Source organism: Ktedonobacter racemifer DSM 44963, from assembly GCF_000178855.1.
Taxonomy (GTDB): domain Bacteria; phylum Chloroflexota; class Ktedonobacteria; order Ktedonobacterales; family Ktedonobacteraceae; genus Ktedonobacter; species Ktedonobacter racemifer.
The window spans coordinates 767,880-781,515 of record NZ_ADVG01000002.1 but is presented as its reverse complement, the minus strand read 5'-3'; the positions used below and the strand labels follow the sequence as shown (position 1 = coordinate 781,515).

Annotated in this window: 12 protein-coding genes and 1 pseudogene; 2 read left to right on the top strand and 11 right to left on the bottom strand. The window is 55.8% G+C overall.

What is annotated here, in order from left to right; genetic code table 11:
- Nucleotides 1–5 precede the first annotated feature (5 nt).
- From KRAC_RS66220 to KRAC_RS19685, 4 genes are all read right to left on the bottom strand, one after another.
- Complete coding sequence (locus KRAC_RS66220; protein WP_007910034.1) at nt 6–101, bottom strand: potassium-transporting ATPase subunit F; 96 nt, start codon at nt 99–101, stop codon at nt 6–8.
- Nucleotides 102–244: 143 nt separating this feature from the next.
- The gene (locus KRAC_RS19695) at nt 245–670 is read right to left on the bottom strand and encodes a response regulator transcription factor (protein ID WP_007910032.1); all 426 of its coding nucleotides are present in this window, start codon (nt 668–670) and stop codon (nt 245–247) included.
- A gap of 164 nt (nt 671–834) precedes the next feature.
- On the bottom strand, nt 835–1,542 hold the full coding sequence (locus tag KRAC_RS19690) for a response regulator transcription factor (RefSeq protein ID WP_007910030.1): 708 nt from the start codon (nt 1,540–1,542) through the stop codon (nt 835–837).
- 11 nt (nt 1,543–1,553) lie between these two features.
- Nucleotides 1,554–3,212: an ATP-binding protein gene (locus tag KRAC_RS19685; protein ID WP_007910028.1), complete on the bottom strand. Its 1,659-nt coding sequence runs from the start codon at nt 3,210–3,212 to the stop codon at nt 1,554–1,556.
- Nucleotides 3,213–3,579: 367 nt separating this feature from the next.
- Between KRAC_RS19685 and KRAC_RS19680 the strand changes: the two genes are divergently transcribed.
- Nucleotides 3,580–3,966, top strand: a complete 387-nt coding sequence (locus KRAC_RS19680) for a DUF7712 family protein (protein ID WP_007910024.1) — start codon at nt 3,580–3,582, stop codon at nt 3,964–3,966.
- Between the two features lie 79 nt (nt 3,967–4,045).
- Here KRAC_RS19680 and KRAC_RS66215 read toward each other — a convergent pair.
- Nucleotides 4,046–5,327, bottom strand: a pseudogene (locus KRAC_RS66215) (zinc ribbon domain-containing protein).
- Nucleotides 5,328–5,390: 63 nt separating this feature from the next.
- Between KRAC_RS66215 and KRAC_RS76115 the strand changes: the two are divergent.
- Nucleotides 5,391–5,546: a hypothetical protein gene (locus KRAC_RS76115; RefSeq protein WP_244422312.1), complete on the top strand. Its 156-nt coding sequence runs from the start codon at nt 5,391–5,393 to the stop codon at nt 5,544–5,546.
- Between the two features lie 411 nt (nt 5,547–5,957).
- On the opposite strand, the gene KRAC_RS19660 is transcribed toward KRAC_RS76115, so the two are convergent.
- The 6 genes from KRAC_RS19660 to KRAC_RS19635 form a co-directional block, all read right to left on the bottom strand.
- Complete coding sequence (locus KRAC_RS19660) at nt 5,958–7,190, bottom strand: RNA-guided endonuclease InsQ/TnpB family protein (RefSeq protein WP_007910021.1); 1,233 nt, start codon at nt 7,188–7,190, stop codon at nt 5,958–5,960.
- 157 nt (nt 7,191–7,347) lie between these two features.
- Entirely contained in the window at nt 7,348–8,379 is a 1,032-nt protein-coding gene (locus KRAC_RS19655; protein WP_007910019.1) for an endonuclease/exonuclease/phosphatase family protein, read from the bottom strand.
- Nucleotides 8,380–8,451: 72 nt separating this feature from the next.
- Nucleotides 8,452–9,114 (bottom strand): response regulator, encoded by a 663-nt coding sequence (locus KRAC_RS19650; RefSeq protein WP_007910010.1) that lies wholly within the window; start codon nt 9,112–9,114, stop codon nt 8,452–8,454.
- Entirely contained in the window at nt 9,107–10,213 is a 1,107-nt protein-coding gene (locus KRAC_RS19645) for a sensor histidine kinase (RefSeq protein ID WP_052568420.1), read from the bottom strand. Before KRAC_RS19645 ends, KRAC_RS19650 begins: the two co-directional genes overlap by 8 nt.
- 238 nt (nt 10,214–10,451) lie before the next feature.
- A complete protein-coding gene (locus KRAC_RS19640) occupies nt 10,452–12,857 on the bottom strand; it encodes an ABC transporter permease (protein WP_007910006.1) in 2,406 nt (801 codons plus the stop codon).
- The gene (locus KRAC_RS19635; RefSeq protein WP_007910005.1) at nt 12,854–13,618 is read right to left on the bottom strand and encodes an ABC transporter ATP-binding protein; all 765 of its coding nucleotides are present in this window, start codon (nt 13,616–13,618) and stop codon (nt 12,854–12,856) included. Before KRAC_RS19635 ends, KRAC_RS19640 begins: the two co-directional genes overlap by 4 nt.
- Between the last annotated feature and the right edge of the window lie 18 nt (nt 13,619–13,636).

Genomic DNA, 13,636 nt, shown 5'->3' with positions numbered 1-13,636 from the left:
TGCGACTAAAACTTCTCTGGCGCGAGCAAGGCTATCACCAGATAGACAACGATAGCTAATGAGACAATCCCCACGAGGATATATTCAAGAGGGGTATTCATAGATCATGCCTCCTTACAATTTGTCACAGGCGATAGTAAAGCCTATGAGCAGCAAGAAACTTGCAATGGTCACTACAACAATGATGAGATCGAGCATAGAAATCCTCCCTTCTGGCGAAGCGCTCGCTCCCCTGGGGTTGAGCCTAAACGATCTTACGAGGTGGAGATGGGTTGCGAATGGCGGCTTGCGACGCAAAGCGTAACAGGGTCTCCATGGGGAAGGGTTTGGGCAAGTAGGCGAGAAGCTGGAACTCCGCGAGGCGTTCCAGGCTAACGCGTACGGCGGAGAGCACTACAACAGGTATCACCTGGCGCTGTGCCTCATTGATACAGGCTGGCAGAAAGCCTTCTCGCGACGCAATCCGCAAAACCTCCCATCCGGTGTGACCGGGTAGATCGATGTCGAGAAAGATAAGGTCGAAGATATTGTCACGGAGAAATGTAAGTGCTGTGTGCCCATCATAGGCCACATCAACGCGATAGTGGCGCGCCTGAAGATTGCGACCAATGACCTCGCTTAAGACTGCGTCGTCTTCAACCAGCAGAATACGTGTTTGAGAGTTTTGCATGAATGGACTCCTTTTGCTTCTCCTCCTCTCCCTCCCCTTTTGCTTCTCCTCCTCTCCCTCCCCTTTCGTTGTAAGTATAGGTAAGAACATATCAATGTGCGTTCCGGGTCCAGTCGTGTATTCTAAAAAAATCCTCATCGAAACGGCATACATCTGGTTCAATGCTAGCTTGCTCCCTGTTCGTCGTCGAAGCGATAGCCAACGCCAGGCGTAGTGAGGATAAAGCGGGGGTGATCTGGGTCTGGCTCAATCTTTTGTCGTAGCTGCGCGACATGGACATGAAGACTATGGAGCTTACCCTTGCTCTGCGCGCCCCAGAGTTGCTCCTGAAGCATGTCGCGCGTGAGGAGCTTGCCGCGATGGGTCAGGAAAACCTTCAGCAGATCGTACTCGGTTGGCGTGAGCTTTATCTCTGTTTCTCCCACCCAGACCCGGCGCTGGGCAAAATCGACCCTGAGCAGGCCAATCTCGAGCCTGGGTGCAGTACCGACCTGTATGCGTGCCAGGTGGCGCAAGGCGACCTGTATGCGTGCAATAACTTCACGCATACCGAAAGGCTTGGCGATATAGTCATCGGCTCCCAGGTCGAGTGCCTGGACCTTATCGCGCTCCTGGTCTTTAACGGAGAGCACAATGATGGGGACATTTGACTCCTCGCGGATGCGCCGGCAGACCTCTAGCCCGCTGATGGTTGGCAGCATCAGATCGAGCAAAATAAGGTCTGGTCGCTGCTGAAATACTATTTTGAGAGCCTCTTCGCCATTGCGCGCGGTCAGAACGCGGTAGCCGTGCGCGGTCAGCCCGCGCGAGAGGGCGCGGATAATCTCTATTTCATCATCAATGATCAATATATAGGCCCCTTGTTTATGCATGCTTGACTCCTTTAGTGTTCAAATGGTCGCAGGGGGAGCGCGATAAAGAGTTGAGCGCCCCCCTGCGGGCGTGATTCCACCCAGATGCGTCCCTCGTGCGCTTCAATCAGGCCTTTACAGACGGCCAGGCCCAGGCCTGAGCCGGGCGTAGAGGTATTACTGGTTCCAGGTTGCTTATGGTGTAGCACCCGGTAAAATTTATCAAAGACCAGCTTTTGTTCCGCCTGTGGAATGCCGGGGCCGCGATCCGCGACGCTAATGAGCATCTCATGCTCCTGTGGCTGGATCGTCACGTCGATAGGGGTGCCAGGAGGAGTGTAGCGAACGGCGTTCTCAAGGAGATTGGTGAGGACCTGGTCGAGGTAGAGGTAATCCAGCTCCACCGGGGGCAGGTCGCGTGGCCCATGGAGCTGAATGCTACGCCCTTCGAAGAGAGAGGAGAGCCGATCAAGGACATCCTGAATCAGGGCGCGCACCTGGTACCACTCTTTCTCGGGTTTGAGCGCTCCCTCCTCGATGCGCGACATATCAAGCAGATTCCCCACCAGGCGGTTCAAGCGGTCTGCTTCGCGCTCGATGGAGCGGGCGATACTGTGCTGGACAGCCTCTTCCCAGTGAATATCCTGCTCTAAGAGGGTGCTGGCAGAGGCTTTGATGACAGTGAGGGGTGTGCGCAAGTCATGTGAGACGGAGGAGAGGAGGGCGGCGCGCAGAGCATCAGTCTGTTGTAGCACCTCAATGCGCAAGTTCTCTCTTTGCAGGCGCGAGCGCTCTATAAGTAATGTAGCCTGGTCCAGGAAGGCCCAGAAGAACGCATTGTGAGGATATTTGTGGGTGTCTATGCGTGCCTCCTGAGAGAAATCAAAGTGCTCTGCCTGTCCTCCCTTTTTATGCATGTGCAGGCGCAGGACGCCGACTGCTTTAGCCCCAATGATGAGCGGTAGCCAGTAGCACGTGTGGTAGATGGAGTGTTCGAAGGCATGCTGATGGTGTTGTGTGCTGGCGTGTTCGATGGTTTCCAGGCTTTGCCCGTGCTTGATGACCCAGGCTGCATGAGTTCTCTCACCTGGCAATAAGGGTGAGGGTTGGTCCTGGCTTGCGCATACTTGCACCTGCAATGTCCCCTGAGCATCTGGTTGGATAATCTCGCAGTCCTGAACGCCCCAGGAGGTGAAGACATCAACAATAGCGCGTGCGATCACCCTAAGTTGTAGCTCGGGGCGGCCCTCCTGGTTAATTAGACGCACAAGATTGTAGAGGATACGCGTTTCATTCTCTTTGCGCGCGATCCGCAGGCTCTGCTGGCGCAACGTGGCGGTGAGATGTCCGGTAAGTAGACCGCTAACGAGCAAGACAAAGAGCGCTATCCATTCTTCCGTACGATAAACGGTAAACGTATGGACTGGTGGAATGACAAAGAAATTAAAGGAGAGAAAGGCCAGAAGCGAGGCCAACGTTGCCGCGTACCGTCCACGCCAGGTTGCCAGGGACAGGACAGCGAGCAGGTAGATGCTGGAGATATTGGGAATGCGTGGATAAAGCTGAAAGAAGGCAATGAGTGTGGTAATCAGCATTACGCCCGCAACGGCGAAAAGGGTATCGAGGAGGTACGCGGTCCAGGTACGCTGTTGCCCCTCAACCAGGGGCGTTATTTGATCTATGCCATGCATGCCAGGTCAACCTTTCAGGGAGTGCTAAGTGCTGTCAGCGAGGCGCAAGTTGTTTAACGTGAGCCGTTTACCATTGAGGGCAGAGCATACCCAAATATCCATGTTAGAGAAAGTATAGGCCAGGAACGCTCAATGATTTCTGCTGAAAAGGAGCTATTTATCTCAAGAATTGTTCAAGATTTTGCCATGTATGCATGGACCGCGAGGTCCGCAGACCGATACTCAGACGATGGGAAGGTCGCTGTGCTCGGAGGCCGAGCAATCTCAGGTCTTTTGTGGTTACCCCAGAGGAGCGAGATGCGTGTTTAGAGAGCAGGTGATAAGTACACCTGCTCTCTTCGCTTGCTCAAGCATTGGAGGATGTGTTATGTCACAAGGTGAAAGACAAATTTGGGATCTCTGGATGCCTGGTGCTGGAGCGCAGGGGCTGCCCTTTGCACGTGGGCGCTGTGATAAGACCGAGTTTATGCTGGTACATGCGGCGCCACTCTCCCTCTCAGTTGATGTCTGGAGTGACCAGGGGACCCTGCTGGCGCGGGGAAGAAATCTGGAGCGTCGGGCCGCAAGGACACCGATCACCAGGCTTCAACTTCAGGAAGGGCAGGTCACGCGTGAGGAGATCTGGCCAATCGAGACAGACTATGGCCTTCCAGTGATCTTGCCGGGAGGCGAAATTGGGATTTTACGCGCCTGGTGGAATGCCCCCGATCACCAGGAATGGCGCTGGAGCGTTGAGTTTTATAACCATCAATAGTGACACTCCGCGTCGGCTAAAGCCGAGCAGCTTCTGACACTGTGCCGTAGTCGGATTCGTGAGATAGGTGGCGTAGCCACTACTCAAAGTGAATCCGTAGTTGGGACGCAATATCTGGGAGAGGCACGCCCATCCGGCGCCTTCCTCTCTGGGCGGTGCCAGGCCCGTTGGCATGATCTCCACGCCTTGCCGCAGGGATAGATGGTCCCAACTGGCGTTTGGCATCCTGGGAGATCCCAACACCTGAGCCTTTCGGCTCCCTCTTCGCACGTCGCGTCAGAGCATGAGGCTTTTCCTTCAAAGGTGCTTGCGTACGCTCGATCAAGCGCTGTCCGACTCTCAGGCTGGCATTTCTGTCGGCATGGTCGCGCATCTGGCACTGTGGGCAGAAGCAGAGGGCGGCGCCGGGAGTATAGCCCTCCTGGGGTTGTCCCTGGTTGTAGCGCACGACCAGGCCATGACAGCAATGGCATTCCCGGCTCGTATTGCGCGGATTCACACGGGCCGTGATGAGACCGCCTCCATTCCACGCCTTGTACTTTGCGTAGCGGAACATGCGGCCCTTCATCCAGTAGGCCCGTTTCGTATTGCCCCGACGCGAATACGTGCCCTGCTCTGGTCGCAGGTTGCCTAGATGCTCGAAGACGAGAATACTCGCCTCGTGCTTGGTGGCGAACTGGACAATGCGGCTGCTCACCAGGTGCGCGATCTGTTCGTCCACGTGCCTGATTTTGGCCCAGAGGTCGGCATTGTCCTGTTCGTTCTCGGCAATGATGCCAGTCTGTGATCGGTTGCGCGCAATACGTCCAAGCAGTTGCGCGCCTTGTGCCCGATACCGCTGTGCCATTTCCAATGAAGGAAGTAGCCAGGATGGTGCCGTCAACGGTCTGGACGCTGCACACAGCGAGATGCTTGTCGAGATTGAGATCCACCGCGCAGAGACGTCTATCGGCGGCGGTGAGTTGCTCTCTGACTTTTGCGGGCGCCTCGAAGGTCTTTTCGAGAGGGGGATGCAACCACCAGCGATCTCCCTTGCGCACGAGTTGCGGACTGCCCATCAGATTACCATCAGGGAGATCGCGACCGAGCGTGTGTAGTTTGAGCCAGGACCAGCACGAGCCGGTCCAGACTTTGAGCATGATAGAACGGGTACAACGCTCGCGCCAAAGGCTTGCGTAGAAGGGAGCTGACTTCTTCCATGATCGGGGCGGGACTGGTGGCCGCACCCTGAACGGCCTCCTCTTGCCCTTCTTCGTTTGTTTGGCTTCGTGTTTCTGCTTCCGTGCTCGCCATGTTTTGAGAGAGGAGAAGAAGGAGCGAGCCGAGCCGAGCGCGGCATTGATAGCAGCGCGTCGGAACAGAGCAGGGATATCTGGCGCGAGATCGGTGAGTGGCATGATTGGATTGGGGTTGGACTCCGTTGTATGCGTGAGTTTCTCCAGGGCCGTGAGGGCCTCCTTATTGTTGAGGGCAAGAAGACCTTCGTGTGCCTGGATGACTTCAAAATAAAAGGCCACGACGCGATTGAAGAGGACCTGGTTTGCCGCGAAGTAGGCAGCATACTGCGGTGGATAGTGTAACGCCTGCCTGATGGTTTTCGTGGCTTTTGCCATGTAGTACCTCCTCTCGCAAAAATATATGGTATCTCTCTTCGAGAATACCAGACTGATGTAAAATTGTCAAACATGCGTTCTATATAGTACTCTCTTGTACAAGGGCTCAAGCCTAATAACACGCCTCACCACGGTCGAAAGAACCGTGGCTTGCGGCGGGCTAAAGCCCTATCCGGTCAGATATTCAAAGAGCATCTCTGCATATACGAGATGCTCTTCCTTATCCCTGAGTACTGCAGGCGCGAAAGATAAAGATAACTTTTGTCAAGGGAAGGAGCAGAAGAACAGTCAGTACCCTACGGCGAAAGCCGAGGGCTTGGAGTTGTGTCTGAACTCCACCGCAATTCAGCATACCTTTTCAGGCGTGCGGCTTTGGCTTCATCGTCCGACACAGAAGGCGCGTACTGACAAGAGGCCCGTTCCTCTCCAGTCTTGCCGGAGAAGAAGCGTTCGCATCGCAATGTTTCTTGCACCAACCAGATCGGCATGGAGCGTGTACTGACAATTCTGACAGACGAAGAGCAATCCTTTGTTGGGTCTATTCTCTTTGCAGGTGTGCCCACATTTGGGGCACGCTTGCGAGGTAGAGTTGGCATCGACCTTGATCGCCATACTTCGATGCAAGAGCGCTTTATAGGCAATCATGCTATGCAACTCAGCGAAGGACCATTTGGAGAAGGTACGATTGGCTTTTCGCTGTTTTGCATTTTTGCCTTTGCGTCGTTTGGTACGCTCTCGAATGTCTGTCAGATGCTCCAGTCCAATCAAGCTTTGAGGGTGCTGTAGGACAATCCGCTTACTCACGACATGATTGGTATTCTGCTTCAACCGTCTCTCTCGTCCACTGATGGCAACGAGCCTTCTTGTCGCTGAACGAGTGCCTTTCTTTTGCAGATGTTTTCTCAGTCGTGCGGAGTGGTTTGCCTTGGGGACAATCTGTTTGCCTGAATGGAAGGTGCAATCCCCTTGCATCGTCGCCGTGACGGCAAGGTATCGCATCCCCACATCCACTCCGGCGACCTGCTTGTGCGTTTCAGGTGTAGGATCAGCCGTCTCAATTGCAAGAGAGACAAGGAGGTAAAATTGTTTCTTGGGCTTGTCATACCAGAGTTTCGATGCACCAATCTCCGCTCCACGCTGGATCAATGCCACATGCTTATTGTAGCCAGTATAGGGCACGATAACACGTCCCTCAAGGGTCAGGATGCTCACCTGCTGCTCTTTCTTGAAGGTGTAGTCTTTCTTGTACTGATAGGTCAACGTGGGGGAGATGAACGTGGGAGCCTTATCAAGCCCTTTGTAGCGTTTCTTGGTCTTCCCTTCCTTACGATGAACAGCATTGTTCTTGACCTTTGTCCAGAGGGTTTTATACGAGGCACCAACTTGGCGAGGAACAGAACAGGCCATTTGCGAAGGCAGATGAAAACGGAGGCGGATCTCTTCGTAGGTGGCATCTTGCAAACGAACAGCATTGCTCATCTTGCCATGCGCAAAGGCGTACTGGCTCACATAGTTGAGAGAATCCCGATACGCCAGTTGCGTTGTACGTAATGCCTTGAATTGCTCGGGCGTTGTATTTAATTTGAGTTTCGCTGTTACTACCGTTTGCATACGCTAAATTATACCATAGTTTTCATCTGACTGTCAACAATACATGAGCAGATGAGAGCATGTCTACGGCGTATTCCACCCAAGCCACCGACAAAGGAACGCCGCATTCCTCCCCATGCCTGAAAGGGCAGGGGCATCCTGCGGCGTTTTGGGTGAATCAAGTGGAGAATTTGCCGATTAGGACGCAGTGGTCGCTACCGCGCGAGGTGCAATCGGTATCGAGGTTGAGAGGTTTGACCTTGGGCGTGACGAACATGTAGTCGATACGCAAGAAGGCCCAGTACTGGTTGAGCCCGCGAATGCCCCATGAATGGCCACTGCCTTTGCCAACGAGGAGGTGCGTGTCCTGTAGCCCCGCAGAGAGATCTTGATAGGCTGGTTCGCGATCCGTCGTATTCATATCACCCAGCATGAGCAACCGCTCGCCATGCTGAATGAAGGGCTGCAAGAACTGGTGAAGTGCCTTGACCTGGCTATCGCGCCGCTGGGGACAGAAGAGACAGCCATATACCGTGTTGATGGATGAGATGGGGTGTGCATTGACCACGAGCAGCGTTTGTCCATGCCCTAAATCCAGGCGCGCCCAGAGAATACGAGGAATATCCCAGACTGAGCGTGAGCCATCCGGGGCCGTGACCTGCCCATGATCCAGGATGGGAAGGGTACTGAGCAGGACCTCGCCCGGTGGTGCCTCTCCCGATCCATAGAGGTGATAAGGATATTGCCGTAAGATGTCCTGGGCCTCATCGATTCCGTTCCAGTCCGCCTCTTGCAGGGCGATAAGGTCAGGATGGTGCGTGTTGATAAGTTGGCGTACATAGCCGCCCCGTGTGTTGTCGCCCAGGAAGTTCCAGGTCATGGCGGTAATGGTTCGTCCCCCTTCGATGCTCTGAGCGCTGCCTGTTCCCAGGCGTGGCGAGAAGCAGAGACTGAAGAGGATGACGCCGATGGCAAAGGCAATGCGTAGCAGCGCGGTAAAACGTAGAAACAGGAAAGGAACGAGGAGCGCGAGGGGCGCAAAGAGATAGGGCGCAAAGATTCCTGCCAGCGCGAGCAGACCCACGCGCTGAGGAGCAATGGCATGACTTATCAGAAAGATCAAGACGAGCAATACATAGAGAGATGCTCCTATTGTCAGCACCTTGAAGCGTTGTTTCTGCCAGAGATGTACAAACCAGTTGTCTGCCACTGTTTTCTTATCCTCGCTTTACGACGTTAAAGGTCTTTTTATTGTAGCACAACCGCGCCTGTCCGGTAGAGGTTATTCTCGCTCAACGCGTTTGACCATGCCTTCGCGCCAGACGTAGATGGCGGCCTGGGTCCTATCACTGACCTGAAGTTTGCCCAGAATGTTATTGACATGGCTCTTGACGGTGCGCTCGCTGATGACCAGGCGGGCAGCGATCTGACCATTGGAGAGGCCCTGCGCAATCCAGTTGAGCACCTCACGTTCGCGCTCGCTTAGTGTTGCGTATAGTTTAGAGGCATCCTTGTTGGTGCCGCGAAGCTCTTGCAGAACGCGGGCGGCGACGTGGGGATGTAAGACTACCTCGCCCCGAGCAGCCTTGCGGATGGCTTCGGTGAGTTCGCTGAGGGCGGCCTCTTTCAGAAGGTAGGAGAGCGCGCCAGCGCGGATGGTGGGAAAGATATGTTCATCCTCGTGATAGGAGGTGAGCACGATAATCTGTGAGCAGGGGCTACGCTGTTTGAGCAGGCGCGTGGTCTCCACGCCATCCAGCCCGGGCATGACCAGGTCCATCAGGATGACGTCAGGCACTGTGTTGTCTACCAGAAGAAGTGCCTCTGCGCCAGAGGCAACATCCCCGACGACTTCGAAATCAGCCTCGGTCTCAAGGAGAGTGCGGAGGCCGTGGCGGACGATGGCATGGTCGTCAACGATTAATACACGAATGGATTCAGACATGTGTTGTTCCTCTCGTTAGATCTGCCTGGCTCTGATGAAGCCCTATGGGCTTAGGAGTGGATAAGGGGACTGTTGCGGTGAGAAGTGTCCCCTGTTTGGAACTCTCTATTGCCAGGCAGCCAGCCAGAAGACGTAGGCGCTCCCGCATGCTTGAGAGGCCCATGCCGCCGTTAGAGATGTTAGAGAAGCCCTCTCCATCATCGTGTATCGCAAGCGCGAGCTGAGACTGCTCCCACGCGAGGGCGATCTCGGCTCGCCGGGCCTGGCTGTGGCGCGCAATATTGGACAGGGCCTCCTGAAGCACGCGGTAGAGCGCGATCTCTGTATCTAGCGGTAGGGGAGACGCTCCCTGTACCTGGAGGTTTGCCTCGATATGGGTGCGCCTGGACCAGTCGTTGAGGTAGGCGCGCATAGCTATGACCAGGCCCTGCTCAACAATACTGGCTGGACCCAGGGAGTGAATCATGGTGATCAGCTCTTGTTGAACCTGCTCCGTAATCTTTTCCACTTCTAGTAGGTGCTCCTGCGCTCTTTGTGGATTCTGGGTCAGGATGTTGCGGGTGGCGCGCACAAGCAGGGCCAGTGAGAAGACCTGCTGTTTTACGGAATCATGCAGATCTCGTGCCAGGCGGTTGCGCTCCTCGAGCGCGGCCTGCGCCTGGCGGGTCGTGAGAAGGAATTGGAGTTGCTCGGCCATATGATTGAGTTCACGGATAAGTCGCCCCACCTCGTCCGAGGTATGGTCCTTGATAGTAATCGCGAACTCGCCCTGGCTCCATGCCTCAGCTGCCTGAGCAATGTGACCAAAGCGAAGTGTAAGCCTGCGCGATATGAGGAGCCCCACCAGGGGACCAAGCAGACTGGCAAGCAGGAGGAAGAGCAATGCCTGTGGATGAAGATTCTCCTGCAAGGCTGCCAGAAAGTTTGGCCAGACCGCATCCGCGGGCGCCGATTTATCCAGGAGGATAGAGGCATCGGTCCGTCCACGCTGGATCTCCTGGATGGCTGGGATCAGTGTCGTCGCAATCTCCATCGTAAGGACGGAGACGAGTGTCACCAGGATATAGGAGAGCATAAGTTGTCTGGAAAGTTTTCCCATGGTTCTCTCTTTCCATCTATGTTGTTTCTCTTTCGGTACCTGTCTCGGCTTGCTGCACTCGCCTTCAAGGGTAAGGGATGTGGTGGAAAACGGCTTTGCCGTTTTCCACCACATCCCTTACCCTTGAGCGCCGCAGGCGCAAAGGTGCTCCTGGCCAGGGGAAGGTACTCCCAAGACGTCTGATATCGAAAAGCGTTGACCCTTGTAGAAGAGTATAGCATGCCTCTTCCTCAATGTTCTACTCATAATGCAGCATGGGGGCAATGCGCTGGGTTGAGGCGCGCTGGGCCGGGACCGTACTCGCGAGGGTCGCAAGCAGCAGGATCGCGCCGAGCATGATGATAAAGCTTAGAGGGTCAATGTTCAGTGAGACTGGAAGGATCGTGCTGCTAAAGAGAGAGACAAAGGCGGCTGCTAGTGGGACTCCAAGCAGCACGCCGACACACCAGGCAAGTAGGCCGAGCGTCAACCCCTGGACCCAGAATATCAGAATAATATGGCGTGCCCTGCCTCCCAGGGCACGCAGAATGCCAATCTCGCGCTGGCGCTCCAGAATGGAGGTTCCCAACTCATTGGCCAGGCTGAGCAGGCCCGCCAGGCCGATCAGGAGCGCTATGCTATAGAACAGGCCATAGACGCCAAACCAGCCGCGTTGATGACGCACGCTCTCATCGCGCAAGAGAAAGACGCTGGTAATCCCGCTGCCCTTCTTGCCTTCAGAGCTGCTGGCACGCGCCTCCTCACCAATCCTGGTGGCGAGCTGGTTGATGGCGTCCAGCGAGTTATTTTGGGTCTGGAGCAGGAGGCGCATGGCTGCATCTGGCACAGCCGCATCGGGAAGGCCCATAAAGCGGTAGAGTGCGTTGACGGGCAGGACCGCCGCGCCAATCTGCCCCAGGCCATCGACTGGCTGTTGGACCGTTCCTATTATTGTCCAGGTAGCGGAGGCATGGTTCTGCCCCGTGAGGGTTAGCCGATCACCGACATGCAAACCTGAGCGTGCGGCGAAATCGTCGCTGAGGAGCAGGGCGTTGGTATCATCGTTGTGTAGCCAGCGCCCACTGGTCAGGTGATAATGATAGAGGCGGGTGCCGGGATCGAAGCCCCAGAGGACGATGCGTCCCCAATGTGTACTAGCTCCGCTGGTCCCATAGCGCTCAATATGCTTGACACCCGGCAGGGTAGATAGCTGTGTGTGTGCCTGGCGGTAGGAGGCATTCTCCAGATCAATCTCTAGCTGCGCGTCAAACTGGCTATAGACCGAACCAACCGAGGTATTGATTGAGCTGTTCAGTGTCTGCACAACGAAAAAGCTGATACCAGTGCTGCTAAGCACGCAGAGCAGGAGGAGCACACGCCAGCGCCGGCGCGAGAGGTTGCGGAGTCCGAAGGCTGCAACCTGCGAAGGCCATGGAAGAGGTAGGCGTGCCAGCAAGCCAGGTTTCCTCCCTGTTGGTGCGTGGATGCCATAGGAGGAGAGGGCCTGGCGAACTGTTATCCGGCATCCATTCCAGATGGGCGGCAGGCTTGCGAGGAGCGGCAGACCACAGCCGAGCGCCAGCGCCAGAGGAATGCTCTCAGGTGGGAGCGTCCAGGGTGATGGAGCCATGGGAATGCTGGCCGCGATCATGGTCGCGAGCTGGAAGCCGCAGAGGAGCCCCAGCAAGGTGCCGGGCATGGTGGCCAGCAAACTATAGAGGCCGATGGTCAGCAGGTAGCTGCGCATCACCTGTCCATGCGTGCCTCCCAGCGCCTTCATCGTGCCGATCAGGGCCGTTTGCTCTGTGATCAGCGTCGTGATGGTCATAAAAATGAGGAGTGCGCTCAGGGCAACAGTCAGCAGCAGTAACAGGCGCAGCAGGGAGAAGATGTTGGCGAATTGCTGCAATGGCAGGGTGGCAGTTGCCGGGAAGGCCATCAATTGTACCTGTACCTGGTGGGCTTGTAGAACGTGTTGTAGTTCTTGTGCGGTGGCATCAAGCGCCTGAAGCGACTCAACCTTGACCGCGATAAAATTGAGCCGGGTGGGCTGATTGGGATGGTCAGGTGTGGTGAATGCGGCGATTTGCAGAATGCCCTCATTGCTCATATAGCCTTGAGCCTTATCAGAGATGGCTGGATTTATGCCGGGGGTGCGTGTGAAGCCTACCACGCGCAAGGATGCTGGACCTTTGAGCGTATCAATGGTCACCTTGTCGCCGATAGTAATGGGTTGGAGAGCCTGGTCGCCAAATTCGAGCACGATCTCGCCCGCGCGTGGGTAGCGTCCGGCGATGAGTTCAAAGGGAGGCAGCGCGGGATGATGCAGGTCGGGATAGCTGATGATCTTGAGCGGGGCGAAGCCAGGGGCGCGTGCCACATGCCAGAGCGTCTCCAGCGTAGTCTCGTATTGGACCGCTCTCGTATTGCTTATAGTCATTAAGTTGGGCTGTACCGCTGGCTTGAGCGTATCGACTGCCAGCAGAATATCTGCCTGGTCTGCCTGGTTGCCCACGCTAAAGGCGAAGGCGGAGAAGAGGGCATCCTCGCTTGTATTGATGCAAGTGAGGCCGAAGACGGCGATGAAAAGCGCGCACACTACCAGGAGGGTACGCCGCTTGCGCTCCCAGAGATCGGCCAGGGACTTCTTGAGATAGATGTTCATGGCTGTGTTCCTCCTCTAGCCGTGAGCCGGGCCTGGGCATTCCGTTCGCGAACGATACGCCCATCAGAGAGATCGATGCCCGCGCTGGCATAGGCGGCAAAGGTCGGGTTATGCGTGACATAGATGACCGTGCGGCCCTGCTCAACCAGGTGTATAAGCAGCGAAAAGACCTGGTGGGCCGTGCCTGAGTCCAGGTTGCCCGTTGGCTCATCGGCCACCAGGACAGGGGGATCGTTTGCTAGAGCGCGGGCGATAGCGACCCGCTGCTGCTGGCCCCCCGAGAGCTCAGCGGGGAGTCGCAGGGCATACTCCTGCATGTCCACCTGCTCCAGGCAAACAAGGGCACGCGCACGCCAGGACTTGCGGGGGAGACCATTTCCTCCACCCAGTTCGAGAGCCAGTAGAATGTTCTCCAGCGCGGTCAGGGTTGGAATGAGCTGGAAGAACTGGAAGATGATGCCCACATGTGTTCCGCGCCAGCGCGCCAGCTCGTTCTCTCCACGGGCGCGTAGCTCTGTGCCAGAGAAGAGAATGCGTCCATTGCTGGGGCGATCAATGCCTGTGAGCATATTGAGAAGTGTTGACTTTCCGCTCCCGGAGGGACCATTGATCGCGAAGAGCGCCCCATGTGGGACGGAGAAGGTGAGATTGTCGAGAATTGTTAGGCGCTGATTACGTGTCGTAATGGTATGCGTGAGTTGTTTAACGTGTATAAGGGGATCATGCGTTGAGGTTGTTGTGAGAGGGCGTGGCTGTGACATTGGGTAAAGATATCCTTT

Bases quoted from the DNA above. Each gene is read 5' to 3' on its own strand.
- KRAC_RS66220 (WP_007910034.1), bottom strand. From the start codon at position 101: ATGAATACCCCTCTTGAATATATCCTCGTGGGGATTGTCTCATTAGCT.
- KRAC_RS19695 (WP_007910032.1), bottom strand. From the start codon at position 670: ATGCAAAACTCTCAAACACGTATTCTGCTGGTTGAAGACGACGCAGTC.
- KRAC_RS19690 (WP_007910030.1), bottom strand. From the start codon at position 1,542: ATGCATAAACAAGGGGCCTATATATTGATCATTGATGATGAAATAGAG.
- KRAC_RS19685 (WP_007910028.1), bottom strand. From the start codon at position 3,212: ATGCATGGCATAGATCAAATAACGCCCCTGGTTGAGGGGCAACAGCGT.
- KRAC_RS19680 (WP_007910024.1), top strand. From the start codon at position 3,580: ATGTCACAAGGTGAAAGACAAATTTGGGATCTCTGGATGCCTGGTGCT.
- KRAC_RS76115 (WP_244422312.1), top strand. From the start codon at position 5,391: ATGCGTGAGTTTCTCCAGGGCCGTGAGGGCCTCCTTATTGTTGAGGGC.
- KRAC_RS19660 (WP_007910021.1), bottom strand. From the start codon at position 7,190: ATGCAAACGGTAGTAACAGCGAAACTCAAATTAAATACAACGCCCGAG.
- KRAC_RS19650 (WP_007910010.1), bottom strand. From the start codon at position 9,114: ATGTCTGAATCCATTCGTGTATTAATCGTTGACGACCATGCCATCGTC.
- KRAC_RS19645 (WP_052568420.1), bottom strand. From the start codon at position 10,213: ATGGGAAAACTTTCCAGACAACTTATGCTCTCCTATATCCTGGTGACA.
- KRAC_RS19640 (WP_007910006.1), bottom strand. From the start codon at position 12,857: ATGAACATCTATCTCAAGAAGTCCCTGGCCGATCTCTGGGAGCGCAAG.
- KRAC_RS19635 (WP_007910005.1), bottom strand. From the start codon at position 13,618: ATGTCACAGCCACGCCCTCTCACAACAACCTCAACGCATGATCCCCTT.